This is a genomic window from Streptomyces sp. NBC_01788 (assembly GCF_035917575.1).
Classification (GTDB): domain Bacteria; phylum Actinomycetota; class Actinomycetes; order Streptomycetales; family Streptomycetaceae; genus Streptomyces.
The window spans coordinates 2,277,567-2,303,987 of record NZ_CP109090.1 but is presented as its reverse complement, the minus strand read 5'-3'; the positions used below and the strand labels follow the sequence as shown (position 1 = coordinate 2,303,987).

The following is a 26,421-nucleotide window of genomic DNA, read 5'->3' as shown; positions in this document are numbered from 1 at the left end:
GCGCCCCTTCAAGCGGTGCGGGGAGCCCTCCGGCCTGTGGCCGGTGGGCTCCCCGCCGGGGTGGGGGAGCGACGCCCTTGGGCGCCGTCCCCCGGTGGCTCACGCCTTGTGGAGGCGGAAGGTCAGGGACAGGCCCTCGTCGGTGAAGGGGGCGCCGTAGGAGGCGTCCGCCTCGCCCTGGGCGAAGTCCGTCGCCAGGACCTCCTCGGCGATCAGCGACGCGTGCTCGCCGAGGGCGGCGATGGTCGCCGGATCCGTCGCGGTCCAGCGCAGCGCGATCCGGTCGGCCACGTCGAGGCCGCTGTTCTTGCGGGCCTCCTGGATCAGCCGGATCGCGTCCCGGGCCAGCCCGGCACGGCGCAGCTCCTCCGTGATCTCCAGGTCAAGGGCGACCGTGGCACCGGAGTCGGACGCCACCGACCAGCCCTCGCGCGGGGTCTCGGTGATGATCACCTCGTCCGGCGCGAGCGTCACCGTCTCGCCGTCGACCTCCACCGACGCCGTGCCCTCGCGCAGCGCCAGCGACAGCGCCGCCGCGTCCGCGCCCGCGATCGCCTTGGCGACGTCCTGCACCCGCTTGCCGAATCGCTTGCCCAGTGCACGGAAGTTGGCCTTGGCGGTGGTGTCCACCAGGGACCCGCCGACCTCGCTCAGCGATGCCAGGGAGGAGACGTTCAGCTCCTCTGTGATCTGCGCGTGCAGCTCCCGGTCCAGGGACTCGAAGCCCGCCGCCGCGACCAGGGCCCGGGACAGCGGCTGGCGGGTCTTGACGCCCGACTCCGCGCGCGTGGCACGGCCCAGCTCCACCAGGCGGCGCACCAGCACCATCTGCTTCGACAGCTCCGGGTCGATCGCCCCGAGGTCCGCCTCCGGCCAGGAGGCCAGGTGCACCGACTCCGGGGCGCCCGGGGCCACCGGCACGATCAGGTCCTGCCAGACCCGCTCGGTGATGAACGGGGTGATCGGCGCCATCAGCCTGGTCACCGTCTCCAGCACCTCGTGCAGCGTGCGCAGCGCGGCCTTGTCGCCCTGCCAGAACCGGCGGCGCGAGCGGCGGACGTACCAGTTCGACAGGTCGTCGACGAACGCCGACAGCAGCTTGCCCGCGCGCTGTGTGTCGTACGCCTCCAAGGCCTGCGTGACCTGGTCGGTCAGCGCGTGCAGCTCACTGAGCAGCCAGCGGTCGAGCAGCGGGCGGTCGGCCGGGGCCGGGTCCGCCTCGGTGGGCGCCCAGGCCGACGTACGGGCGTACAGGGCCTGGAAGGCGACCGTGTTCCAGTAGGTCAGGAGCGTCTTGCGGACGACCTCCTGGATGGTGCCGTGGCCCACCCGGCGGGCTGCCCACGGCGAGCCGCCGGCCGCCATGAACCAGCGCACCGCGTCCGCGCCGTGCTGGTCCATGAGCGGGATCGGCTGGAGGATGTTGCCCAGGTGCTTGGACATCTTCCGGCCGTCCTCGGCGAGGATGTGGCCCAGGCACACGACGTTCTCGTACGAGGACTTGTCGAAGACCAGCGTGCCGATCGCCATCAGCGTGTAGAACCAGCCGCGGGTCTGGTCGATCGCCTCGGAGATGAACTGCGCCGGGTACCGGCTCTCGAACAGCTCCTTGTTCTTGTACGGGTAGCCCCACTGCGCGAACGGCATCGAACCCGAGTCGTACCAGGCGTCGATGACCTCGGGCACGCGTGTGGCCGTCTTCTCGCACTGCGGGCACGGGAAGGCGACGTCGTCGATGAACGGGCGGTGCGGGTCCAGCTCCGACTGGTCGGTGCCGGTCAGGGCGGTCAGCTCCGCGCGGGAGCCGACACAGGTGAGGTGGCCGTCCTCGCAGTGCCAGATCGGCAGCGGCGTGCCCCAGTAGCGGTTGCGGGACAGCGCCCAGTCGATGTTGTTGTTCAGCCAGTCGCCGTACCGGCCGTGCTTGACGTTCTCGGGGAACCAGTTGGTCTTCTCGTTCTCCTCGAGCAGCCGGTCCTTGATCGCGGTGGTGCGGATGTACCAGGACGGCTGCGCGTAGTACAGCAGCGCGGTGTGGCAGCGCCAGCAGTGCGGGTAGCTGTGCTCGTACGGCACGTGCCGGAAGAGCAGGCCGCGTTCGCCGAGGTCCTCGGTGAGCTTCTCGTCCGCCTTCTTGAAGAAGACGCCGCCGACCAGCGGGACGTCGTCCTCGAACGTGCCGTCGGGGCGGACGGGGTTGACCACCGGCAGGCCGTAGGAGCGGCAGACCCTCAGGTCGTCCTCACCGAAGGCGGGGGACTGGTGGACCAGTCCCGTGCCGTCCTCGGTGGTGACGTACTCGGCGTTGACCACGTAGTGGGCCGGCTCCGTGAACTCCACCAGCTCGAACGGGCGTTGGTACGTCCAGCGCTCCATCTCGGCGCCCGTGAAGGTCTCGCCCGTGGTCTCCCAGCCCTCGCCGAGTGCCTTGGCGACGAGCGGTTCGGCGACGACGAGCTTCTCCGTACCGTCCGTCGCGACCACGTAGGTCACCTCGGGGTGCGCGGCGACCGCGGTGTTGGACACCAGCGTCCACGGGGTCGTCGTCCACACCAGGAGCGAGGCCTGGCCGGCGAGCGGACCGGAGGTGAGCGGGAAGCGGACGTAGACGGACGGGTCGACGACCGTCTCGTAGCCCTGGGCCAGCTCGTGGTCCGACAGTCCCGTGCCGCAGCGCGGGCACCAGGGGGCGACGCGGTGGTCCTGGACCAGCAGGCCCTTGTTGAAGATCTCCTTCAGCGACCACCAGACGGACTCGATGTACTCGGGCTCCATGGTGACGTAGGCCTCGTCGAGGTCGACCCAGTAGCCCATGCGGGTGGTCAGCTCGGAGAACGCGTCGGTGTGGCGGAGCACGGACTCGCGGCACTTGTCGTTGAACTCGGCGATGCCGTACGCCTCGATGTCCTTCTTGCCGCTGAAGCCGAGCTCCTTCTCGACCGCCAGCTCCACCGGGAGGCCGTGGCAGTCCCAGCCGGCCTTGCGGGCCACGTGGTAGCCGCGCATGGTGCGGAAGCGGGGGAAGACGTCCTTGAAGACGCGCGCCTCGATGTGGTGGGCGCCCGGCATGCCGTTGGCGGTGGGCGGGCCCTCGTAGAACACCCACTCGGGGCGGCCCTCGGACTGCTCCAGGCTCTTGGCGAAGATCTTCTGCTCGCGCCAGAAGTCGAGCACGGCGTGCTCGAGGGCGGGCAGGTCGACCTGCGCGGGCACCTGGCGGTACTGCGGCTGCGTATTCAACGAGCTTCCTCCGGCGGATGTGCTGCCTTCCGTCGGAGGGACGAGAGCCTTTGTGTGTCCACGCCGTGTGCGGCGCGCTCCCGCGGTACCACCCTCCTTGGCCCACCGGTGCGCCGTACGCTCCGACGAGCCCCCTCATTGAGGTCGCGATACCGGTTCTACCGGCCCCTGGCTCGGTGCTGGGGGCTTTCTTCCGGCGGCTCCGGGGTGATCTTCGCGTCGCGCTCGCCCCCGGGCTCACACCGTCCCCGGGTCGCTCTTGGCTGCGTACGCCGCTACTCGTCCCCATCCACGCTTTTCGCTCCGCCCAGTGTACGGCGCCCCGGCGACCGGGGCCGAACCGATTTTCCGTCCGGTGGTGACCCGGTTGCGCGGCGGCGCCGTCCGGATCGTAGGACGTGCGGCTCGTCGGATTACGTGGCGGCGAGCTGGGCACAACGCATGCATGCCGGCCGCGCGATCCGCGCGAGGCGGGCGAATCGGGCGGCGTGCCCCGTTGCCGCGGGACTCAAGTCGATTTATCGTCCCAGCACGATTCGCGAGCAAGATCACAATATGTGAAGGGGCCGCGGCCATGGTGGCGAAGCAGACCGCCGAGCAGTCGGCGTCCGGCAGGTCCCGGGGCACCGGTCCCGATGCCGCCGGCGGCGCGGCCAGGAAGACCACCCGAGCGGCGGCCAGGGCATCAGGCGGGGCCGCGAAGGAGGCGGTGGCCATGAAGGAGCCGGTCACGCCGAAGCAGAAGCGGACGGCCGAGGCCGGACCGACGACCGGACGCGGGCGCAGGGGCCCGACGGCAAGGGCGAACACGGCCGGGCGCGGGCAGGGGCCGGCCGGGGAGGAACCGGCTGCCGCGGGGGAGCCGACGGCGGCGCCCCGGGAACCGGCGCAGCCGGCTCCCGCGAAGGGCACGCGGAAGGCCGCCGCGAAGAAGCCGGCGGCGGGCAGGGCGGCGCCTGAGCGGCGCCCCGCCGCCGCGGAACTCCGCTCCAGGGGCGCCACGGCGAAGAAGCCCCCTGGCGAGCGGACCACGCCGGGGAAGCCCCCCGCCGGGCCGGAGCCCGCGGAGGCCCCGGACGCGGGGGAGAAGGCGGCCGAGAGCCTCTCCGCGGCGGATGCCGCCGGCAGGGGCGCGCGCACAGCCCGGACAGCCGCGAAGAAGGCCGCCGCCGAGCGGCCGGGCACGGGGAAGGCCCCTGCCGATGGTGGCGCGGCCGACGGGCGTGGCGTGGGTGCCGCACGGGAGGCCGTGAAGAAGCACGCCGCGGGCGAGGAAGCGGGCGCCGCGGTGGCGGCCGGACCTGCCGTGTCCGAAAGGCCCGGGGGAAAGCACACCGACTGCGGGAGCGCGGGCACCCACAGCGCCGCCGAGAAGCCGGGCGCCCGGAGGGCGGCCACCGGCAAGGAGGCCACCCGTAAGGCGGGCGCAAAGCGCGCTCGTGGGTCCGTGGTGGCTTCCGGCGGGGGTGCGGCCGCCGAGGAGGAGCAGGCCGCCGGCGAGGACTCGATGGGGACCGTCGACGCGGCAGTCGACAGCGGTGTCGTCGAGGAGCCGGGTGCGCGGAGGGCCAACGGGGGAGGGGCCACTCGTAAGGCGGGAGGCAAGGGCACTCGTGGGTCGGTGGTGGCTTCCGGCGGGGGTGCGGCCGCCGAGGAGGAGCAGGCCGCCGGCGAGGACTCGATGGGGACCGTCGACGCGGCCGCCGACAGCGGTGTCGTCGAGGAGCCGGGTGCGCGGAGGGCCAACGGGGGAGGGGCCACTCGTAAGGCGGGAGGCAAGGGCACTCGTCGGTCGGTGGTGGCTTCCGGCGGGGGTGCGGCCGCCGAGGAGGAGCGGGTCACCCGTAAGGCGGGCCGAGAGGGCGCTCGGCGGGCGGTGGTCGCTGCCGGCGAGGAGTCGGTGGCCGACGGGGCTGCCGTCGAGGGCGCGGGGACCCGGGAGGCCGGGCGGACGGGGAGCGGGGGGACCGTGCGCGATCGGGGCGGTGGGGCGGGGGGCGGGGACGATGCGGGGCATGTGGTGGCTCCTGGTGTCTCCGGTGCTGGTGCGGGCAGGAAGAGGACGGCCAAGAAGGCGGGCGCGGCGCGGGCCGCGAAGCAGACGGGAGCCACGACAGTGGTTGCGAAGAAGACCCCTGGCACGGCCGCGGCGGCCAAGACCGCCGTGCCCAAGGCACGCATCGCCGCGGCGGTGGATCCGGCCGACCTCCCGGTACGCCCGGGCGAGGACCCCTGGACCCTGGAGGAGGTCTCGGAGGCCCGCGCGGAGCTGGAGTCCGAGATGGAGCGGCTGAGCGCCGAGATCACCTCGTCCGAGGAGTCCCTCGCGGGCCTGATGCGGGACTCCGGCGACGGCGCGGGCGACGACGAGGCGGACACCGGCAGCAAGAACATCACCCGCGAGCACGAGATGGCGCTGGCCGCCAACGCGCGCGAGATGCTCACCCAGAGCGAGCGGGCCCTGCAACGGCTCGACGCGGGCATCTACGGCCTGTGCGAGACCTGCGGCAACCCCATCGGCAAGGCCCGCATGCAGGCCTTCCCGCGGGCCACCCTGTGCGTGGAGTGCAAGCAGAAGCAGGAACGCCGGTACTGAACCGGGTACGAGGCGTGCCGTAGTCTCGTCCTCAGTCAGGTACCTAGGTCAAGGGACTCACGTGGCAGAGGCGGAGCGCATCATCGGTACGCCGGACACTCCGGGGGCGGCGGGAGCGGGGCGGCAGCGACCCGGAGGGGACACCGCCCCGGTCGGCCCGTCCGGCGCCGAAGGGGCACAGGCCCCGGCGGGCGGGCCCGGCACCGGCGGCACGGCGGCGGGCCCGGACGGGACGAGCGGGACGCCGGCCGGCGCGGACGGACGGGCACCCGCCGCCGAGCGGCCCCGCGGCCGGCGCCGGATCGCCGTGCTGTTCACGGTCGCGGCCATCGCCTACGCCCTCGACCTGGCCAGCAAGATGCTCGTGGTCGCCAAGCTGGAGCACCGCCCGCCGATCCGGCTCATCGGCGACTGGCTGCAACTGGAGGCGATCCGCAACGCGGGCGCCGCCTTCGGCTTCGGCGAGGCCTTCACCGTGATCTTCACGGTCATCGCGGCCGCCGTGATCGTGGTGATCGCCCGCCTCGCGCGCAAGCTCTACAGCCTGCCCTGGGCCATCGCGCTGGGCCTGCTGCTCGGCGGCGCGCTGGGCAACCTCACCGACCGGCTCTTCCGGGCGCCGGGCGTCTTCGAGGGCGCCGTGGTCGACTTCATCTCGCCCAAGCACTTCGCCGTGTTCAACCTCGCCGACTCGGCGATCGTTTGCGGCGGCATCCTGATCGTGCTGCTCTCCTTCCGCGGCCTCGACCCGGACGGGACCGTCCACAAGGACTGAGCCCGGGACGGGAACGCCGGACCGGTCCGGCATACTCGACGGGTGAGCACGCTTCCCGAGATCCGTACCCTGCCCGTGCCCGAAGGCCTGGAGGGCGAGCGCGTCGACGCCGCCATCTCCCGGATGTTCGGCTTCTCCCGTACGAAGGCGGCGGAGCTGGCCGCCACGGGCAAGGTGCTGGTCGACGGCACGGTGGCCGGCAAGTCCGAGCGGGTGCGCGGCGGTGCCTGGCTCGAGGTCGAGATGCCGCAGGCACCCGCGCCCGTGCAGGTGGTCGCCGAGCCGGTCGAGGGCATGGAGATCGTGCACGACGACGACGACGTGGTCGTGATCGTCAAGCCGGTCGGCGTCGCCGCGCACCCCAGCCCCGGCTGGTCCGGCCCGACCGTGATCGGCGGCCTCGCGGCGGCCGGCTACCGCATCTCCACCTCCGGCGCCGCCGAGCGCCAGGGCATCGTGCACCGCCTCGACGTCGGCACCTCGGGCCTGATGGTGGTCGCCAAGTCCGAGTACGCGTACACGTCGCTCAAGCGCCAGTTCAAGGAGCGCACGGTCGACAAGCGCTACCACACCCTGGTCCAGGGCCACCCCGACCCGACCAGCGGCACCATCGACGCGCCCATCGGCAGGCACCCGAACCACGACTACAAGTGGGCGGTCACCGCCGACGGCAAGCCGTCCGTCACGCACTACGACCTGATCGAGGCGTTCCGCGCGGCCTCCCTGCTCGACGTCAAGCTGGAGACCGGACGCACCCACCAGATCCGCGTCCACATGGCCGCCCACCGCCACCCCTGCGTCGGTGACCTGACCTACGGCGCCGACCCCACCCTCGCCAAGCGGCTGAGGCTGACCCGCCAGTGGCTGCACGCGGTCCGGCTCGGCTTCGAGCACCCCGGCGACGGCCAGTGGGTGGAGTTCGCCAGCGACTACCCCGAGGACCTCCAGAAGGCACTGGACCAGGTCCGCGAGGAGACGTACGCATGAGCGTGCCCTACGAGGTGCGCGTCGTCGGGGACCCTGCCGGCCGCGAGGCGTGCTTCGCGGTGCGCAAGGAGGTCTTCGTCGTCGAGCAGGGCGTCCCGCAGGACATCGAGTACGACGAGTACGACGCCGTCGCCGTGCACGTGCTGGCGGTCCGCGACGACGGTGTGCCGCTCGGCACCGGGCGGCTGCTGCACGGCGCGGAGGCCGCCGCGAAGACCGGCGGCGACCCGGCCCTCGGCTCCCTGGGACGGCTCGCCGTCACCGAGGAGGCACGCGGTCTCGGCGTCGGCGCGGCCCTGGTGCGCGCGATCGAGGACGCGGCACGGGCGCGTGGCCTCACGGCGGTGGACCTGCACGCGCAGAGCCACGCGCTCGGCTTCTACGAGCGGCTGGGTTACGCGGCGTACGGACCGGAGTTCCCCGACGCGGGCATCCCGCACCGCGCGATGCGGCGCGCCTTGTAGCCCGCGGGTCCGAAGCGGCCGGTGAGCGGGGCGGCATGGCAGGCTTGAAGCCTGCCGTGTGAACGTCCGACGTCCCGGAGCGCTGAGCGTGGATCAGTTGGCCCTGCTGTTCGTCGTGTTGCTGGGGGCCGTGATCAGCGTCCCGGTCGGCGACCGGCTCGGGCTGCCCGCGCCGGTCCTGATGACGCTGCTCGGGATCGCCCTCGCCGTGCTCCACTTCGTGCCCAACATCGACATCCCGCCCGCCCTGATCCTGCCCGCCCTGCTGCCGCCGCTGCTCTACGCCGCCGTACGGCGCACGTCCTGGCGGCAGTTCACGGCGCACAAACGGCCGATCTTCCTGCTGGCCGTGGCGCTGGTGTTCGTCACCACCTTCTGTGTCGCTCTCGTCTCCCACGCCATCGTGCCGGGGCTGTCCGTCGCAGCCGCCGTGGCCCTGGGCGCGCTGGTCGCGCCTCCCGACCCGGTCGCTGCGACCGCCGTGGCCGGACAGCTCGGGCTGCCGCGCCGCCTGGTGTCGATCCTGGAGGGCGAGGGGCTGTTCAACGACGTCACCGCCATCGTCCTCTACCACGTGGCCATCGCCGCCGCCGTCAGCGGGGAGTTCTCGGCCTGGCGGGCCGGGCTCGACCTGGTGCTGTCCGCGGTGGTGGCGGTGGCCGTCGGCATGCTGCTCGGCTGGGGCACGAACAAGGTGCTGGACCTGCTGGGGGACCCGACCCTGCAGATCGGGCTGACGCTGCTCGTGCCGTACGCCTCCTACGTGCTGGCCGAGGAGCTGCACGGCTCCGGGGTCCTCGCCGTGCTCACCACCGCGCTGTTCCTGGCGGAGTACGCCTCCGACGCCGACGACGTGATGACCCGGCTGGCCGGGCACACCGTCTGGGACGTCGTGGACACGCTCGTCACCGGGGTCGCGTTCGGGCTGATCGGCCTCGAACTGCACAACGCGCTGCGCACCGCCTCGGGCCGCTGGGGCGAGCTGCTGGGCTGGGCGGGCGTGGTCGTGGGCGTGGTGGTGCTCGTGCGGCTGGTGTGGCTGCTGCCGGCCACCTGGCTCACCAGACGGCTGCACGCCCTGCGGGACTACGAGGAGGACATCCCCATGACCTGGCGGGAGACCGTCGTCATGTGGTGGTCCGGGATGCGCGGGGTGGCCTCGGTGGCGCTCGCCCTGGCCATTCCGCTGAGGACGGACAGCGGCGCGCCCTTCCCCGACCGGGACGAGATCGTGTTCATCGCCTTCGGGGTGATCATGGCGACGCTCGTCCTCCAGGGGCTCACGCTGCCGTGGCTGGTCAAACGGCTGGGGGTGCGGGCGGACACCGAACGGGAGAAGGAGTTCGAGGAGGAACTGGCGGCGCGGGCTTCGCGGGCGGCCAGACGGCGGCTGCGGGAGATCGAGGAGGTCGAGGAACTGCCGGAGGAGCTGTCCGAGCAGATGCTGCGGCGGGCCTTCGACATCGGGCTGCGGATCAGCCCGCAGTGGGGGGAGGAGGAGCGCAGGGAGGGCCACGACAAGCGCGTACGGAGGCTGAAGCGGCTGCGGCGGATCCAGAGCGAGATGCTGAGCGCGGCGCGGCACGAGGTGCTGGCGGCGCGCAGGGAGCCGGGGGCCGACCCGGAGATCGTGGACCGGGTACTGCGCCACCTGGACGTACGCAGTCTGCGGTGAGCCGCGCCCGACATCCGGGACCGGCCGGTGCCGTCTCGGTACGCTCCGGCCCATGAGTCGCAACGTCGTCATCAGCGGGGGCGGTACGGGGATCGGACTCGCCGCGGCGCTGACCTTCGCGACCGGCGGGGACCGGGTGCTGCTGCTCGGCCGTCGGGGCGAGGTGCTGCACGGGGCCGGGGTGCCGGGCGCGTTGACGTTCGCCGCCGACGTGGGTGACGTGGCCGGGGCGCGGTCGGTCGCCCGGTTCGTGGCCGACGAACTCGGGGCGGTGGACGTGCTGATCCACAGCGCCGGGGGGTCGGGGCGGCTGGAGCCGCGGGTGGAGCGGGAGGACCCGCTCGAACTCGTCGCCGACAACTGGATGGTGAACTTCCGGATCAACACCCTGACCGCGGTGCTGCTCACGGAGGCCCTCAAGGAGCGGCTCGCCGAACCGGGCGGCCGGGTGCTGTTCCTCAGCTCCATCGCCGCCTACCGCGGTTCGGGCAGCGGCGCCTACGCCGCCTCCAAGGCCGCCCTGCACCCCTACGCCCACGACCTCGCCCGCCAGTTGGGCCCGCGCGGGATCACGGTGAACCTGGTCGCGCCGGGATACGTCGAGGACACCGACTTCTTCGGCGACTCGATGGACGACGCCCGCCGCGAACGCCTCGTCGCCGAGACCTCCACCGGCCGCGCCGGAACCCCGGGCGACATCGCGGCCACCCTGCACTGGCTGGCCTCACCGTCCGCCGCCCACATCACCTCCCAGATCATCCAGGTCAACGGCGGCGCGGAACGCGGCCACTGACCCCACCGCCCGTGGTGACCGGGCGGTGACCGCGGGGCCGGTCCGGGTCTCGCTCCCGGCCAAAGGTCAGGCGGGGCCGGTCCGGGAGTCCTCGAAGGCGGGGCGGGGTGTGCCGTCGTGGCGGGCCGGCGGTGGTACGGCTTGGGCCGTGTTGATGCGGGGGAGGGCGTAGGGGTGGTGTTCGGAGAGCCAGCGCAGCAGCTGCTCGCGGACCACGACCCGTACCGTCCAGATGTCGCCGGCGTCCTTGGCCGTCACCAGGGCCCGTACCTCCATCGTCGTCGGCGTCGTGTCCGTGACCACCAGGTTGTAGGCGCGGCCGTCCCAGGCCGGGCACTCGCGCAGGATGTCGCGCAGCTTCTCGCGCATCGCGTCCATCGGCGCGCAGTGGTCGAGGTGGAAGTAGACGGTGCCGGTCATCTGCGGGGTGCCGCGCGACCAGTTCTCGAACGGGTTGGACGTGAAGTACGACACCGGCATGGTGATCCGGCGCTCGTCCCAGGTCCGTACCGTCAGGAACGTCAGCGTGATCTCCTCGACCGTGCCCCACTCGCCGTTGACGACCACGGTGTCGCCGATCCGCACCATGTCGCCGAAGGCGATCTGCAGCCCCGCGAACATGTTGCTCAGCGTGGACTGCGCGGCGACACCGGCGACGATGCCGAGGAGGCCGGCCGAGGCCAGCAGCGAGGCGCCGGCCGCGCGCATCGCCGGGAAGGTCAGCAGCATCGAGGCCGCCGCCACCACGATGACCACCGCCGAGACCACACGCATGATCAGCTCGACCTGGGTGCGCACCCGCCGCACCCGGGCCGGATCCCGGTGGGCGCGGGAGTTGGCGTACCGCGTGTACGTGGTCTCGACGACGGCCCCCGCGATCCGGATCACCAGCCACGCCGCCGACCCGATCAGCACCAGCGTCAGCGTCCGGCCGATCCCGACCCGGTGCTCCTCCAGCAGCTCGGCCTGGTCGTAGGAGCCGCGCAGCAGGGCGGCGCACAGCACGAGCTGGTAGGGGACGCGGGCACGGCGCAGCAGGCCCCACAGCGGATTGTCGTGGTGCCGTTCGTCGGCCTTGCGCAGCAGCAGGTCGGTGGCCCAGCCGATGACCAGCGTGAGGACGACCGAGCCGCCGACGACGATCAGAGGGCGGAGTACGTTCTCCATGCCTGCGAACCTAACCCGCGACGCGCGGTGTGAACATGTGTGAGCGTGAAGATCGCGGGTAGGGCCGGGGGCGGTGTGACGATCCTCTCTCCGGGCCTGTCCACGGGCCCCTCCCGGGCGGGCGCGCACCCGGCCGGTCGGAGGCCGTCGTACCCGGCTGGCACCATGGGCTCATGAACATCGTGCTCTTCCACTCGACCTACGGCCTCGGACCCGCGGTGCGCCAGGCCGCGGACCGGCTGCGTTCCGCCGGGCACGAGGTGTGGACCCCGGACCTCTTCGAGGGCCGTACGTTCGACACGGTCGAGGAGGGCACGGCCTGCAAGGAAGCGATCGGCAAGGACGAGCTGCTCAAGCGGGCCGTGCTGGGGGCGGCGCCCTACTCGGAGCGCGGCCTCGTCTATGCCGGGTTCTCGTTCGGGGCCGCCATCGCGCAGACGCTCGCGCTCGGTGACGAGAAGGCCCGCGGGCTGCTCCTGCTGCACGGCACCTCGGACGTCGCGCCGAACGCGAGTGCCGAGGACCTGCCCGTCCAGCTGCACGTGGCCGAACCCGACCCGTTCGAGCCGGACGACTGGCTGAGCGCCTGGTACCTCCAGATGGGCCGGACCGGCGCCGACGTGGAGGTCTACCGCTACGCCGGGGCCGGCCACCTCTACACCGACCCCGTCCTGCCGGACTACGACGGGGAGGCAGCCGAGGCCACCTGGCGGGTGGCGCTCGGCTTCCTCGCGGAGCTCGACGGGAACACCCAGGGCTCCTAGCTCCTGGACGCTCCCGGCCGGGGTCAGCCCTTGAGGGCCGCGTCCACCGCCGCGTTGAAATCGTCCACCGTCATCGGCGGGTTGTCGGTGCCGGGCGTGGTCACCTTCTTGCCGTCCATGACCAGGCTCGGGGTGCCGGTCACCCCGTCCTTGTTGTTGTCGAAGGTCTTCGACATGGCGACCGCCCAGGCGTCGTACTTGCCGCTCTTGACGGCGTCGCGGAACGACGCGTTGTCCTTCAGGGCCGGCACGGTGTCCGCCACCTTGATGAGGTAGTCGTCGTTCTTGAACTTGTCGTCGGTCTCCTCAGGGTGCCACTTCGTCGAGTACAGGGCGGACTTGTACTCGAGGAACGCCTCGGGGCTGACGTCGAGCGCGGCGCCCATGGCGCTCATCGCGTTCTTGGAGCCCTCGCCGTTGTCGTGGTTGTCGATGAAGGTGCCGCCGATGTACTGGAGCTTGAACTTGCCGTCGTCGACGTCCTTCTTGACGGTCGTGCCGACCGCTTCCTCGAACTGGCCGCAGATCGGGCAGCGCGGGTCCTCGTAGATCTTGAGGGTCTTCTGGGCCGAGCTCTTGCCGATGACCACGGTCGTGCCGTCGGTGCCGGTGGTGTTGCCCGGGGCGACGACCTTCTCGTCCTTCACGGCCTCCCAGTGGCCGGGCTTGTTGGCCTGGACGACGGCGTAGCCGATGCCGCCGGCCGCGGCCAGCACGACCACGACCGCGCCGACCACGGTGAGCTGCCGCTTGATCTTGGCCCGCTTGGCGTCGCGCTCGCGCTCGACGCGCAGCCGCTCCCGGGCCGCCGTCTTCGCCGACTGGGTGTTCCGCTTGCTCATGGTGGTGTTCTCCTGTGGGACGCGCAGCTTCGTGCGCGGGGTACGAAGGGGGGACTGGTCGTGCTCGGGGCGCCCGGGGTCGTCGCTCAGACGAGCGCGAGGGCGTCCGGGCACGGCGGTCCGCGCCGTCCCAGGGAGTACACGAGGACGCGGGCGCGCAGCCCGGCGATCCGCGGCGCCGGACGCGCCGGCCGGACCGCCGGGCGGGCACGGCGCACCGTGACGGCCGCCACCGCGAGCAGCAGCGGCCGGAAGGTCGTGGCGGCCACCGCGCACAGCACCTGGGCGAGCGCCCGCTCGCCGCGCCGCAGCCAGCCGGCCGCGAGCAGGCCGACGCCGATGTGCGCGGCCAGCAGCAGCCAGGCCGTGGCCGGGTCGGCGTGCGCGAGCAGGGCCGTGAGCCGGCCGGTGTCGGCGCCGGTCATCTGGGCCAGCGGGGTGCCGACGTCGGTGTGCCCGCCGCACAGCACGTCGAAGCCGACCGAGCGCAGGGGACCGGCGACCGGGCCGCCCGCAGGGCCGTAGCACAGGTGCTGGCCGGTGGTGAAGACGGTGTCGGCGGCCAGCTCGACGGGGACCAGCAGGGCGGCGATCCGCCCGAAGCCGCGCTCGCGGCCGGCCAGGGCGTAGGCGAGCAGGAACACGGCGGCCGCGACCGCGGCCACCGTGTTCAGCGGCAGCGGGACCCGCGACAGCAGCACGTGCGACGCGGTGCTGAGCGTCACGACCACAGCCGTGAACAGCGCCGCGCGCACGGCTCTGAGTCGGGTCCCGGATATGTCCATAGCGAGAAAGGAGTCTGTCATGCGGGCCGGTAAGAGACCCCTAAAGGGTTCCTGTGTGCGGCCCATCCGTCACAGACCCGGAATCCCCCCGTTGCGCAGCAGCTCCACGAAGACGCGGTGGTCGGCACGCGCGCGTGCGCCGTAGGCGTGCGCGAAGTCGACGAGCAGCGGCGCGAAGCCCTCCTCGTCGCCCGCGATCGCCGCGTCGATGGCCCGCTCGGTGGAGAACGGCACCAGCGACTCGCCCGAGGCGTCGTCCGCCGCCGCGTGCATGGCGGCCGTGGCCCGGCCCAGGTCGGCGACCACCTGCGCGATCTCCTCCGGGTCGTCGATGTCGTCCCAGTCGAGGTCCACGGCGTACGGCGAGACCTCGGTGACCAGCCGGCCGGCGCCGTCCAGCTCGGTCCAGCCCAGCCACGGGTCGGTGTGTGCCTGGAGGGCGCGGCGGCAGACCACCGTGCGGTGGCCCTCGTGCTGGAAGTGGTCGTGGATCGCCTGGTCCGTGATGTGCCGGGCGGCCGCCGGGTTCCGGGCCCGCTGGACGGAGATCACCACGTCGTGCTCCAGGGCGTCGCTGGGCCCCTCCAGGAGGATGTCGTACGACAGCCCGGCCGGGTCGATCCCGTGGCGGCCGACGACGTCCTTGACGCGGTAGGACTCCGGGCGGGCCAGCGACGCCTCCGGCAGGGTCTCCAGATAGCCGTCGAAGGCCGCGAGGACCTTGTAGCGGGTGGCGGCGTCCAGCTCGACCGCGCCGCCGCCGGGCGCGAAGCGGCGCTCGAAGTCGCGGATCCCGGTCATCGACTCCAGCAGCCCGGCACGGGTCAGCGAGCGGGCGTCACGCAGCGTGTCCAGAAGGGGGCCGTCGGCGGTGTCGAGGGTGAAGGGCGGCACCTCGTCGCTCTTGGCGCCGGTGGCCAGGGCGTGGATCCGGTCGCGGTACGCGCTCGCGTACAGCGTCACCAGCTCGGTGATCCGCTCGTCGCTGAGCGCCTTGGCGTACCCGACGAGGGCGAGGGAGGCGGCGAACCGCTTGAGGTCCAGGGTGAAGGGGCCGACATACGCCTCGTCGAAGCCGGTGGCGCTGAAGACCAGCCGGCCGTCGGCGTCCATGTAGGTGCCGAAGCTCTCCGCGTGCAGGTCGCCGTGGATCCACACCCGCGAGGTGCGGTCGTCCAGGTACGGGCCGCCCCGCCGGTCGCCGCTCAGGTCGTGGTGGAAGAGACAGGCCGTGCCCCGGTGGAACGCGAGGGCCGAGGACGCCATCCTCCGCAACCTCATGCCGAGCGCGTCCGGATCGTCGGCCAGGAGCTCGCCGAAGGCGGTGTCGAGGACGGCGATGATCTCCTTGCCGCGCTGCTCGTCGCTGAGCTGGGGGACCGACATCGCTGACATCGCGGAGTGCCTCCTGGTGCAGGTGGTGCGTGACGTGTGGAGTGGGTCCGGCAGGGGCGTTCCCCCACACCAACGTCCGGCGGTGCGGCGGAGTGCCCGTGCTCGTCCCGCCCGAAGGTACGGCTGGAACGCGGTCGCGTGTCAGTGCCGGGGCATAGACTTCGACGCTGTTCACCGGACTGTCCGCAGCCCGTCGTCTACGTTGTCCATGGAGGCCGAACCGTGTCGAAGCCGCCGTTCACGCACCTGCACGTCCACACCCAGTACTCGCTGCTGGACGGTGCCGCGCGGCTGAAGGACATGTTCGACGCGTGCAACGAGATGGGCATGACGCACATCGCCATGTCCGACCACGGCAACCTCCACGGCGCGTACGACTTCTTCCACACCGCGAAGAAGGCCGGAATCACCCCGATCATCGGGATCGAGGCGTATGTCGCCCCCGAGTCCCGGCGCAACAAGCGCAAGATCCTGTGGGGCCAGCCGCACCAGAAGCGCGACGACATCTCCGGTTCCGGCGGTTACACCCACAAGACGATGTGGGCGGTGAACAGGACCGGCCTGCACAACATCTTCCGCCTCTCCTCCGACGCCTACGCCGAGGGCTGGCTGCAGAAGTGGCCCCGGATGGACAAGGAGACGATCGCCCAGTGGTCCGAGGGCGTCGTCGCCTCCACCGGCTGCCCCTCCGGCGAGGTGCAGACCCGGCTGCGCCTCGGCCACTTCGACGAGGCCCTGAAGGCCGCCGCCGACTACCAGGACATCTTCGGCAAGGACCGCTACTTCCTGGAGCTGATGGACCACGGCATCGACATCGAGCGCAAGGTCCGCGACGGCCTGCTGGAGATCGGCCGGAAGCTCGGCATCCCGCCCCTGGTCACCAACGACTCGCACTACACCTACGCGCACGAGGCCGGCGCGCACGACGCCCTGCTGTGCATCCAGACCGGCAAGAACCTCTCCGACCCCGACCGCTTCAGGTTCGACGGCACCGGCTACTACCTGAAGTCGACCGAGGAGATGTACGCCATCGACTCCTCGGACGCCTGGCAGGAGGGCTGCGCCAACACGCTCCTGGTCGCCGAGATGGTCGACACCACGGGCATGTTCGTCGAGAAGAACCTGATGCCGAAGTTCGACATCCCCGACGGCTACACGGAGATCACCTGGTTCAAGGAGGAGGTCCGCCGCGGCATGGAGCGCCGCTTCCCCGGCGGCATCCCCGAGGACCGCCAGAAGCAGGCGGACTACGAGATGGACGTCATCATCTCGATGGGCTTCCCCGGCTACTTCCTCGTGGTCGCCGACTTCATCATGTGGGCCAAGAACAACGGCATCGCGGTCGGTCCCGGCCGCGGCTCCGCGGCCGGCTCGATCGTCGCGTACGCCATGGGCATCACCGACCTCGATCCGATCCCGCACGGCCTGATCTTCGAGCGGTTCCTCAACCCCGAGCGCATCTCGATGCCCGACGTCGACATCGACTTCGACGAGCGCAGGCGCGTCGAGGTGATCAGGTACGTGACGGAGAAGTACGGCGCCGACAAGGTCGCCATGATCGGCACGTACGGCAAGATCAAGGCCAAGAACGCGATCAAGGACTCCGCGCGTGTGCTGGGCTACCCGTACGCGATGGGCGACCGGCTCACCAAGGCGATGCCCGCCGACGTCCTCGGCAAGGGCATCGACCTGGACGGCATCACCAACCCCTCGCACCCGCGCTACAACGAGGCGGGCGAGATCCGGGGGATGTACGAGAACGAGCCGGACGTGAAGAAGGTCATCGACACCGCCAAGGGCGTCGAGGGCCTGGTCCGGCAGATGGGCGTGCACGCCGCAGGCGTGATCATGTCCAGCGAGACCATCACCGAGCACGTGCCCGTCTGGGTCCGGCACACCGACGGCGTGACCATCACGCAGTGGGACTACCCGAGCTGCGAGTCGCTCGGCCTGCTGAAGATGGACTTCCTCGGCCTGCGCAACCTGACGATCATGGATGACGCCGTCAAGATGGTGAAGTCCAACAAGGGGATCGACATCGATCTCCTCGGCCTCCCGCTGGACGACCCCAAGACCTTCGAACTGCTCCAGCGCGGCGACACACTCGGTGTGTTCCAGTTCGACGGCGGCCCCATGCGCTCGCTGCTGCGCCTGATGAAGCCCGACAACTTCGAAGACATCTCGGCCGTGTCGGCGCTCTACCGTCCCGGCCCGATGGGCATGGACTCGCACACCAACTACGCGCTGCGCAAGAACAAGCTCCAGGAGATCACGCCGATCCACAAGGAGCTCGAGGAGCCCCTCGAGGAGGTCCTCGCGGTCACCTACGGCCTGATCGTCTACCAGGAGCAGGTGCAGAAGGCCGCCCAGATCATCGCGGGCTACTCGCTCGGCGAGGCCGACATCCTCCGCCGCGTGATGGGCAAGAAGAAGCCCGAGGAACTGGCGAAGAACTTCACCATCTTCCAGGCCGGTGCCCAGAAGAACGGCTACAGCGACGAGGCCATCCAGGCCCTGTGGGACGTGCTGGTCCCCTTCGCCGGCTACGCGTTCAACAAGGCCCACTCGGCCGCGTACGGCCTGGTGTCGTACTGGACCGCCTATCTGAAGGCCAACCACCCCGCCGAGTACATGGCGGGCCTGCTGACCTCCGTCAAGGACGACAAGGACAAGTCGGCGGTCTACCTCAACGAGTGCCGCCGCATGGGCATCCGGGTGCTCCCGCCCAACGTCAACGAGTCCCAGTCGAACTTCGCCGCCCAGGGCGACGACGTGATCCTCTTCGGCCTCTCCGCCGTGCGCAACGTCGGCACCAACGTCGTCGAGTCGATCATCAAGTCCCGCAAGGCCAAGGGGAAGTACTCGTCGTTCCCCGACTACCTCGACAAGGTCGAGGCGGTGGTCTGCAACAAGCGCACCACCGAGTCGCTGATCAAGGCCGGCGCCTTCGACGAGATGGGGCACACCCGCAAGGGCCTCACCGCGCAGTACGAGCCGATGATCGACAACGTCGTCGCGGTCAAGCGCAAGGAGGCCGAGGGTCAGTTCGACCTCTTCGGCGGAATGGGCGAGGAGACCAGCGGCGAGCCCGGCTTCGGCCTTGACGTGGAGTTCGCCTCCGAGGAGTGGGACAAGACGTATCTGCTCGCCCAGGAGCGGGAGATGCTCGGCCTCTACGTCTCCGACCACCCGCTGTTCGGTCTCGAGCACGTGCTCGCGGACAAGGCCGACGCGGGCATCTCGCAGCTCACCGGCGGTGAGCACGCCGACGGCGCGGTCGTCACCATCGGCGGCATCATCTCCGGCCTCCAGCGCAAGATGACCAAGCAGGGCAACGCCTGGGCGATCGCCACCGTCGAGGACCTCGCCGGCTCCATCGAGTGCATGTTCTTCCCGGCGACCTACCAGTTGGTGTCCACGCAACTCGTCGAGGACGCCGTGGTGTTCGTCAAGGGCCGCCTGGACAAGCGGGAGGACGTGCCCCGCCTGGTGGCGATGGAGCTGATGATCCCCGACCTGTCGAACGCCGGGGCCAACGCCCCGGTGATCCTCACCATCCCGGCGCTGAAGGTGACCCCGCCCATGGTGAGCCGCCTCGGCGAGATCCTCAGCCACCACAAGGGCGACAGCGAGGTCCGCATCAGGCTCCAGGGGCCGAGCAGGACGACGGTGCTACGGCTGGACCGGCACCGGGTCAAGCCGGACCCGGCGCTGTTCGGCGATCTGAAGGTCCTGCTCGGCCCGTCCTGCCTGGCGGGCTGACATGAACGAGGGGCGTGCCCGTGCGCATCGGGTACGCCCCTCGTCGATTACCGCACTTGCTCAACAGTCCATGTACCGGAGTCAGTTGTGGCCGAAGCGTTTCTGACGTCCCTTGCGGGCCATGGCAGTCGGACTCGTCTGCGGTCCGTGGGCGTGATGCTCGGCCTGCGGTTCCGACACGGACTGCTCCGTCTCCTGCGGGCCGTTCGCGGCCACGGACGTCTTCTGCCGGCTGCGGTCCTGCTTGCGGTTCTTGGCCATGGTGATCAGCCTCCTGTGGGGGATCTCGGGGCCAGGGCCGGGACCAGATTCACATAGGCCGACAATGAACGCATGTTGGATAATTACCGTATGTAACGCGGGGCGTCGGGGTGCGGGCTCCCGAAACGCCACGCCGAAGATCGAGTTCCGGCCGTTAACCCCGGCCGGTTCGGGCAGACTCGAAGCACATCCCGAAGTACATCCCCAAGCACATCCCGAAGCAACCTCCCGGAAAGAGGGTGGATCGCGTGGACCGCTGCATCGTCCTGGTGGACGCCGGGTATCTGCTGGGCGCCGCGGCCAGTCTCCTCGCCGGGGAGCCGTCGCGGTCCCGGATCACCGTCGACCACACCGCTCTCGTGCAGGGGCTGCGTGAACAGGCCGAGTCCGACACCGAGCGGCCCCTGCTGCGCATCTACTGGTTCGACGGCGCGCCCGACCGTGTGCCGCAGCCCGAGCACCGCCGGCTGCGCGTGATGCCCCGGGTCACCGTCCGGCTCGGCGCGCTCACCCGCAGCGACGGACGCTGGGCGCAGAAGGGCGTCGACGCCGCGATGCACGCCGAACTGACCGAACTGGCCCGCAACCGCGCCTGCTCCGACGTCGTCCTCGTCACCGGCGACGGCGACCTGCTGCCCGGCATGATGGCCGCCAAGGAGCACGGCGTCGCCGTACACCTGTGGGCGGTGCAGGCCGCCGACGGCGACTACAACCAGTCCGAGGACCTGGTCGCCGAGGCCGACGAGCGGCGCGTGCTGGACCGCACCTGGATCACCAAGGCCGTACGCGCCAAGGAACTCGGCGGTGTCTGCGCGCCGCCGCCCGCGCCCCGCCCCGAGATCGCCGCGATCCTCTCCGCGCCGCTGCCCGAGTCCACGCTCAGCCCGGGCACCGAGAGCCGCGCCGAACCGCGGGAGCACCCGGCCGCCGCCCCGGGGCGCGGCGGCACCGAGGAACGGGTGCCCGCCGCCAAGGGCGTGCCCACGCCCAAGGACCTGGCCGCGCTGCGCGCCCCCGGCGCCCCGCCCGCGCAGCACCCCTCCACGGCGACCCTGCGCTGGTCCTCGGACCGGGGCTGGGTGGACCGGCCGGGCACGCCCGCCGAGCCTCCTGAGGCAGCCTCCATGCCGACGCTCGCCCAGCTGACGACGGCCGAGCAGCGGTGGGCGGACCGGGAGGAGGACATCACGACGGTCGGCGGCGACCCGTACGAGGTGGGACAGGTCTTCGCCAGGCGCTGGGTGGACCGGCTGGGCGACCAGTCGCACCTGCAGAAACTGTCGTCGATGTACCCCCGCGTCCCGCACCGCGTCGACGGCGAGCTGCTGCGCTACGCCGCCCGCTTCGGGCTGCTCGCGCACAAGGACGACCAGATCGACGAGCACGACCGGTACGCCATCCGCGCCGGGTTCTGGCGGGAGATCGACGTACGGACCTCCACCGAGCGCACCCCCGCCGGCGACTGAACCGCGTACCGGGCCTGTTCGGGACGCCCCGAGGACGAGCGGGGCTCCGCGACCCCGTACCCTCGTCCCTTGTGAGTACGCGCACGGCACAGGCATTTCGCCCCGGGGACGACATCGTGTGCGCGGTGCGCGGACTGACCCGGACCTACCCCGCGGTGCGCGGCCGGCGCGGTGCCCCCGGCACGCCCGAGGTGCTGGCCACCGACGCGGTGGAGCTCGACGTACGGCGTGGCGAGATCTTCGGGCTGCTCGGGCCGAACGGCGCCGGCAAGTCCACCCTCGTACGCCAGCTCACCGGGCTGCTGCGCCCCGACAGCGGCACGGTCGAGATCCTCGGCCACGACATCGTGGCGCACCCCGAGCGGGCCGCGCGGATCCTCGCCTACCTCGGGCAGGAGTCCACCGCCCTGGACGAGCTGACCGTCTCGCTCGCCGCCGAGACCACCGGGCGGCTGCGCGGCCTGGACCTCCGGCAGGCGCGTGCCGAGCGGGACGCCGTCCTCGACGAACTGGGCCTCACCCCGATCGCCGGGCGCCCGCTGAAGAAGCTCTCCGGTGGCCAGCGGCGGCTCGCCTGCCTGGCTGCCGCTCTGGTCGGCGAGCGCCCGCTGCTGGTGCTCGACGAGCCGACCACCGGAATGGACCCGGTGGCCCGGCGGGCGGTGTGGTCCGCCGTCGACCGGCGGCGCGCCGAACGCGGCACGACCGTCGTCCTGGTCACCCACAACGTCATCGAGGCCGAGACCGTACTGGACCGGGTCGCCGTTCTGGACCGGGGCCGGGTCATCGCCTGCGACACCCCGGCCCGGCTCAAGGAGCGGGTCTCCGGCGAGGTGCGGGTGGAACTGGTGTGGCGGGAGCGGGCGCCCCTGGAGGTGGCTGAGGTCGCCGCGCTCAGGGAACGGGCCGTGGAGGCGGGCCGCCGCTGGACGCTGCGGCTGGCGCCCGAGGAGGCCCGCGCCGCCGTGGCCACGGTCACCGGCGGTGCCGCGTTCGCCGCCCTGGACGACTTCACGCTGACCACGCCCAGCCTGGAGGACGTGTACCTGGCGCTGGGCGGCGCCGCCCGGCAGGGGCTGGTGAAGGCATGACCGGGATCAGCGGCATGAGCGCGGGGACCGGCGGATCCGTGGAGGAGTACGCGGGCGCCGGGGGGAACCCGTCCGGTGCGGGAGACACGACCGTACCCGCCGCGCTCGCCGCGACGGACAAATCGGCCGCGTGCGCTGCCGCAGGGAAAGGGAGCAGTTCGACGTGAGTGTCGTACCCGCCGGTGTGCTGCCGGGCGCGACGGCCGTACAGGACGGCGTTTCCGGTGACGCGGCCGTGCTCGGGCCGCGGGCGCGGCTGTGGCCGTCGCTGGCCGCCGTGTACCGGGCCCAGCTGTCCCGGGCGCGGGTGGCGAGGCTCCCGCTGCTGTTCGTGGCGACCTTCCAGTCCGTCGGCATCATGGTCATGATGCGGGGCGTGGTCGACGGCGGCAGCGAGGCCCGATACGTGGTGTCCGGCGCCTCGGTCGTCGTGGTCGCCTTCGTCGCGCTGAACCTGCTCGCCCAGTACTTCGGGCAGCTGCGGGCCAGCGGCGGGCTCGACCACTACGCGACGCTCCCGGTGCCGCCCGCGGCCGTGGTGCTGGGCGCGGCGGCCGCGTACGCCTCCTTCACGGTGCCGGGCACGCTCGTGACCGCCGTGTTCGGGTGCGTGCTGTTCGGGCTGCCACTCGGCAACCTGTGGGTGCTGGTGGTGGTGATCCCGCTCGCCGGTGCCGCGCTCTCCGGGCTCGGCGCGGCCTGCGGGCTGCTCGCACCGCGCCCGGAACTGGCCACACTGCTGGGCCAGTTGGGCATGTCGGCGGCGCTGCTGCTGGGCGTGCTGCCCCCCGACCGCATGCCCGGGGCGGTACGGCTGCTGCGCGACCTGCTGCCGTCCACGTACGGCGTGGAGGCCTACGCCCACACTTTCGCGGCCCGTCCCGACTGGGCTCTGGTGGCCGGCGACATGGCCGTCTGCGCCGGGGTCGGGGTGGTCTCGCTGGCCGTCGCCACCTGGGCCTACCGCCGGGCCGCCGTCCGGTGACGCGGCCTTCCCCCGCAACTGGCACGATGACAAGGTGACAGCTCCGTTGACTCCGCCACCACCGCCGCACCGGCGCTCCTCACAGCCTTCCGGCCCCTCCGGGCCGTCCGAACCCTCGGCGTCCTCGTCGTCGGGGCCCTTGGGGCCGTCGGCGTCCGGGCAGCCCTCGCTGCCGGGGCCGGTCCAGTCCTGGCAGGTGCCGCCCGCCCGGCCGCTGAGCCTCTACGAACAGGACGGGCCCGGATGGGCGGCCGAGATCAGGGAGGCCGTCGTCGTCCTGGTCGCCGTGGCGCTCTGCGGGGTGCCGCTGGGACTGCTCTGGCTGCGGCTGGCACCGAAGGTGCCGCTGATCGCCGAAATGTCCGGGAACAACTGGGTCGTCTACCTCAAGGACACCGAGGGTGAGCAGGCCATCGGCGTGGACGGCACGTTCACGCTGCTGGCCCTGGCCTTCGGCGTGGTGTGCGCGACGGCCGTCTTCCTGGTGCGCAGGCGCGGGGGTGTGCCGCTGGTGGTGGCCCTGTGCGTCGGAGGGCTGCTCGGGTCGCTGCTGGCGTGGCGGCTCGGTGTGTGGCTCGGACCCGAGCAGGACGTGATCGTCCACGCCAAGGCGGTGGGCAAGGGAGTGACGTTCCCGGCGCCGCTGAAGCTCGACGCCAAGGGGGCGCTGCTGGCCTGGCCGCTGGCCGCGCTGCTCGTCCACCTGGGGATGACGTCCCTGTTCGGGCCGCGGGACCCGGAGATGTACGTGGGCGGGGCGCACGGAGACAGCGCGTACGGGGACGGCGCGCCCGGAGACGGTGCTCACGGGCACGGGGAGTCCTCGGCGCCCTAGCCGGCCGGGCCCGGTCCGGCTCCCGGAGGCCGCGAGGCGGACGCGGGCGGGTGACAGGACGGGCGGCAGAACGGGCCTCAGCCGGTCCCGCCCGCCGGCGCGATGGCCGGGCGGGACGGTCAGCCGCGCCCGATCGGGGCGAGGACGGCGTCGGTGAGGCCCGCCAGGTCGCCCGGGGACAGTTCGACCTCCAGGCCGCGGCGGCCCGCCGAGACGCAGATGGTGGTGTGGGCGGGGGCCGAGTCGTCCAGGACGGTGGGGAGCCTCTTGCGCTGGCCGAGGGGGGAGATGCCGCCGCGGACGTAGCCGGTGGTGCGCTCCGCGAGGGCCGGGTCGGCCATCGCCGCCCGCTTGCCGCCGACCGCCGCCGCCAGGGCCTTGAGGTCCAGAGAGCCCGCGACCGGCACCACGGCCACCGTCAGGGCTCCGTCGACGTCCGCCACCAGCGTCTTGAACACCCGGTCCGGGGAGACGCCCATCGCCTCGGCCGCCTCCTCGCCGTAGGAGGGGTGGGAGGGGTCGTGGTCGTAGGAGTGCACGGTGTAGCGCACGCCCGCCGCGGTCAGCGCCACCGTCGCCGGGGTGCCCCCCGCCCCTTTGTCCTGCTGCTTCTTCGCCTTCTTGGCCATCCCGACCCGTTCCTTCAGTTGAGACTCGTCGGCCCGCGGGTCAGCTCCGCGGCCGGCAACGACGGCAGACTACGGAGGATCGCCGTCTCCCTGCGCAGGAGTTTCAGCTCGTCGCGCAGCCGGGAGGAGACGTCGGGCGCCTGGAGCAGTCGCTGTTTCGCCGGAATGTCGAGCATCATCGCCGCGGCCACCAGGTACGACACCACGCTCGGCTCGTCCGGCAGCTCCGCGGCAGTCAGCGACCGCTCCCGCGCGCCCGCCAGCCGCTTCTGGTACTGGCGGAAGGACCGCAGCACCCCCTCGGCCAGCGCGCCCGCCTCGTCGCCGGGCTCCTCGGCCAGCTCCCGCAGCTCCGCCACGAGACAGGGGCCGGAGGCGTCCACGGACAGCAGCCGGACCCGGGTCGTGCCCGTGGCCAGCACCTCGAAGGTGCCGTCGGCCCGCTCCCGGATCGTCGCCGCGTCCGCCACGCAGCCCACGGAGTGGAAGGCCTTGGCCGGGTCGGTGCCGAAGCCGGCGGCGGGGCCGCGTTCGATCCGTGCGGTCGGATCGGGCATGCCGGGGGCGCTCTCGGCCATTTCGTGGCCGTCGCGGATCGCCACGACGGCGAACCGGCGCGGTTCGTCCTCGGGCGTCTTCAGCAGCGCGCGCATCATGGCGCGGTAGCGCTCCTCGAAGACGTTCAGGGGCAGCACCAGCCCCGGGAACAGCACCGTGTTCAGGGGGAAGAGCGGAAGGTGGACGGTGGTCACGGCGCAAAAGCCTAATGCTCGCCGCGACGGGCGCGTCCGCCGAGCCCGTATCGCGGGCGCCGGGACGGCCCTGCGGGCGGTGCGGCCCCCAGGTCGGCGCGCAGTTTCAGGAAGAACCCCAGCGGGTCGTCCGACTGCCGCTCCCAGGGGAAGGAGGTGGCGTACGGGCCGATGAGGCGCAGCTGCACGAGGGCGTCCTCGGGGCGCTCCAGCCGCAGCAGGACGCAGGTCAGCAGGTTGCGGATCTCCGCGGGCCAGGGCACGGCCGCCGGGAAGCGGGCGGAGAGCACGATCGCCCGGTCGGCCGCCGCGTGCAGCCGGGCCCGCGGCACCCGGGGCCCGCAGCCGTCGGTCAGATAGGCGAAGGCGGCCCGCACGGGCAGCGCCTGGACGAGCGAGCCGGCCGGGGCGTCCTGGGCGGCCATGTCGGCGAAGTCGAAGCACTCGCGGTGCGAGCCGTGCCAGGAGGTGGTCAGATAGCGCAGGGCGGCCACGTGGCAGCCGTAGTGGTGCGGGGCGCGGCGGACCGCGGCCTCCCACAGCTCCTCGAAGTAGCGGTGCCCGGCGCGGCTGCCGCGCGCGTGGTCCAGCGCGACCCGCCACGGCACCGGGTCACGGGCGTCGGCGCGTGCGGCGGCCGTGATCAGGGGGCTGACGCCGCGCAGCAGTTCGGCCCGCGCGGGCGAGGGCCAGGCGCGGTCGACCGCGAGCTGGGCGGCGACCAGCAGCGCGTCCGGGTCGTGCGGGGCGGTGGCGAGCCAGGCGTCCAGCCACTCCGGTCGGGAGCGGGCGATGGCGGCCAGCCGTCTCGTGTACCGGTCGCGCTCCTCCCAGCGGGCCCTCTCCCGGGTACCGGCGAGCAGCGCCGCGGCGGGCCGGTACGCGCCCTGGGCGGCGGCCACCAGCGCCGGGCCGAGAGGTTCGTCCGGCACGTCGAGGAGGACCTCGTCGTCGGAGGGGAGCCCGGCGGCGGTGAACCCGGCGGCGGGGCTGGGGACGGTTCTTGTCATCCGGGCAGGGCGGATGAACGCGGGCAGCGTTGCCATGGTGTCGACCATTGAAAGACGCAGGTCGCACGCGCGCCAGGGGGTTCGGGCAAGGAGCGGAAAGTTGTACGCGGGATGGTCAAGGTCGAGTAAAAGGTGCCGATTTCAACA

21 protein-coding genes are annotated in these 26,421 nt (G+C 72.2%); 12 read left to right on the top strand and 9 right to left on the bottom strand.

Annotation, left to right across the window (positions count from 1 at the left end; genetic code table 11):
* Positions 1–99 precede the first annotated feature (99 nt).
* Complete coding sequence (gene ileS, locus OIE49_RS10630) at positions 100–3,240, bottom strand: isoleucine--tRNA ligase (RefSeq protein WP_326802110.1); 3,141 nt, start codon at positions 3,238–3,240, stop codon at positions 100–102.
* Between the two features lie 1,507 nt (positions 3,241–4,747).
* Between ileS and OIE49_RS37090 the strand changes: the two genes are divergently transcribed.
* The 6 genes from OIE49_RS37090 to OIE49_RS10600 all read left to right on the top strand — a co-directional run bounded on the left by OIE49_RS37090 (position 4,748) and on the right by OIE49_RS10600 (position 10,530).
* The gene (locus OIE49_RS37090) at positions 4,748–5,836 is read left to right on the top strand and encodes a TraR/DksA family transcriptional regulator (protein ID WP_401739578.1); all 1,089 of its coding nucleotides are present in this window, start codon (positions 4,748–4,750) and stop codon (positions 5,834–5,836) included.
* 61 nt (positions 5,837–5,897) lie between these two features.
* The gene (gene lspA / locus OIE49_RS10620) at positions 5,898–6,611 is read left to right on the top strand and encodes a signal peptidase II (protein WP_326802108.1); all 714 of its coding nucleotides are present in this window, start codon (positions 5,898–5,900) and stop codon (positions 6,609–6,611) included.
* Between the two features lie 42 nt (positions 6,612–6,653).
* Positions 6,654–7,598, top strand: coding sequence for an RluA family pseudouridine synthase (locus tag OIE49_RS10615; RefSeq protein WP_326802107.1), 945 nt, complete (start codon positions 6,654–6,656; stop codon positions 7,596–7,598).
* Entirely contained in the window at positions 7,595–8,062 is a 468-nt protein-coding gene (locus tag OIE49_RS10610) for a GNAT family N-acetyltransferase (protein WP_326802106.1), read from the top strand. Before OIE49_RS10615 ends, OIE49_RS10610 begins: the two co-directional genes overlap by 4 nt.
* 88 nt (positions 8,063–8,150) lie before the next feature.
* Entirely contained in the window at positions 8,151–9,737 is a 1,587-nt protein-coding gene (locus OIE49_RS10605) for a Na+/H+ antiporter (protein WP_326802105.1), read from the top strand.
* Positions 9,738–9,789: 52 nt separating this feature from the next.
* A complete protein-coding gene (locus OIE49_RS10600; protein ID WP_326802104.1) occupies positions 9,790–10,530 on the top strand; it encodes an SDR family NAD(P)-dependent oxidoreductase in 741 nt (246 codons plus the stop codon).
* 66 nt (positions 10,531–10,596) lie between these two features.
* On the opposite strand, the gene OIE49_RS10595 is transcribed toward OIE49_RS10600, so the two are convergent.
* A complete protein-coding gene (locus tag OIE49_RS10595) occupies positions 10,597–11,697 on the bottom strand; it encodes a mechanosensitive ion channel family protein (RefSeq protein ID WP_326802103.1) in 1,101 nt (366 codons plus the stop codon).
* Positions 11,698–11,870: 173 nt separating this feature from the next.
* On the opposite strand from OIE49_RS10595, the gene OIE49_RS10590 reads away from it, so the two are divergent.
* Entirely contained in the window at positions 11,871–12,461 is a 591-nt protein-coding gene (locus tag OIE49_RS10590) for a dienelactone hydrolase family protein (protein WP_326802102.1), read from the top strand.
* A 23-nt stretch (positions 12,462–12,484) separates the two neighbouring features.
* Here OIE49_RS10590 and OIE49_RS10585 read toward each other — a convergent pair whose 3' ends face one another.
* The 3 genes from OIE49_RS10585 to OIE49_RS10575 all read right to left on the bottom strand — a co-directional run bounded on the left by OIE49_RS10585 (position 12,485) and on the right by OIE49_RS10575 (position 15,474).
* Complete coding sequence (locus OIE49_RS10585) at positions 12,485–13,303, bottom strand: thioredoxin domain-containing protein (protein ID WP_326802101.1); 819 nt, start codon at positions 13,301–13,303, stop codon at positions 12,485–12,487.
* Positions 13,304–13,389: 86 nt separating this feature from the next.
* A complete protein-coding gene (locus tag OIE49_RS10580) occupies positions 13,390–14,088 on the bottom strand; it encodes a hypothetical protein (RefSeq protein WP_326802100.1) in 699 nt (232 codons plus the stop codon).
* A 69-nt stretch (positions 14,089–14,157) separates the two neighbouring features.
* Positions 14,158–15,474, bottom strand: coding sequence for a DUF2252 domain-containing protein (locus OIE49_RS10575; protein WP_326806186.1), 1,317 nt, complete (start codon positions 15,472–15,474; stop codon positions 14,158–14,160).
* A 231-nt stretch (positions 15,475–15,705) separates the two neighbouring features.
* Here OIE49_RS10575 and dnaE point away from each other — a divergent pair, with 231 nt between their 5' ends.
* Positions 15,706–19,245, top strand: coding sequence for a DNA polymerase III subunit alpha (dnaE, locus tag OIE49_RS10570; protein WP_326802099.1), 3,540 nt, complete (start codon positions 15,706–15,708; stop codon positions 19,243–19,245).
* A gap of 81 nt (positions 19,246–19,326) precedes the next feature.
* Here dnaE and OIE49_RS10565 read toward each other — a convergent pair whose 3' ends face one another.
* Positions 19,327–19,506, bottom strand: a complete 180-nt coding sequence (locus OIE49_RS10565; protein WP_100569644.1) for a hypothetical protein — start codon at positions 19,504–19,506, stop codon at positions 19,327–19,329.
* A gap of 248 nt (positions 19,507–19,754) precedes the next feature.
* Here OIE49_RS10565 and OIE49_RS10560 point away from each other — a divergent pair, with 248 nt between their 5' ends.
* From OIE49_RS10560 to OIE49_RS10545, 4 genes are all read left to right on the top strand, one after another.
* Entirely contained in the window at positions 19,755–20,972 is a 1,218-nt protein-coding gene (locus OIE49_RS10560) for an NYN domain-containing protein (RefSeq protein ID WP_326802098.1), read from the top strand.
* 116 nt (positions 20,973–21,088) lie between these two features.
* Complete coding sequence (locus OIE49_RS10555) at positions 21,089–22,063, top strand: ABC transporter ATP-binding protein (RefSeq protein ID WP_100569604.1); 975 nt, start codon at positions 21,089–21,091, stop codon at positions 22,061–22,063.
* 163 nt (positions 22,064–22,226) lie between these two features.
* Positions 22,227–23,048 (top strand): ABC transporter permease, encoded by an 822-nt coding sequence (locus OIE49_RS10550; RefSeq protein ID WP_326802097.1) that lies wholly within the window; start codon positions 22,227–22,229, stop codon positions 23,046–23,048.
* A gap of 34 nt (positions 23,049–23,082) precedes the next feature.
* A complete protein-coding gene (locus OIE49_RS10545; RefSeq protein WP_326802096.1) occupies positions 23,083–23,883 on the top strand; it encodes a hypothetical protein in 801 nt (266 codons plus the stop codon).
* Between the two features lie 119 nt (positions 23,884–24,002).
* On the opposite strand, the gene ybaK is transcribed toward OIE49_RS10545, so the two are convergent.
* Genes ybaK through OIE49_RS10530 form a run of 3 tightly spaced genes read right to left on the bottom strand, consistent with a single transcriptional unit; the run spans position 24,003 to position 26,322 of the window.
* Entirely contained in the window at positions 24,003–24,512 is a 510-nt protein-coding gene (gene ybaK / locus OIE49_RS10540; RefSeq protein ID WP_326802095.1) for a Cys-tRNA(Pro) deacylase, read from the bottom strand.
* Positions 24,513–24,526: 14 nt separating this feature from the next.
* Positions 24,527–25,264: an LON peptidase substrate-binding domain-containing protein gene (locus tag OIE49_RS10535; RefSeq protein ID WP_326802094.1), complete on the bottom strand. Its 738-nt coding sequence runs from the start codon at positions 25,262–25,264 to the stop codon at positions 24,527–24,529.
* 11 nt (positions 25,265–25,275) lie between these two features.
* Positions 25,276–26,322, bottom strand: a complete 1,047-nt coding sequence (locus OIE49_RS10530; RefSeq protein WP_326802093.1) for a hypothetical protein — start codon at positions 26,320–26,322, stop codon at positions 25,276–25,278.
* Positions 26,323–26,421: the final 99 nt, after the last annotated feature.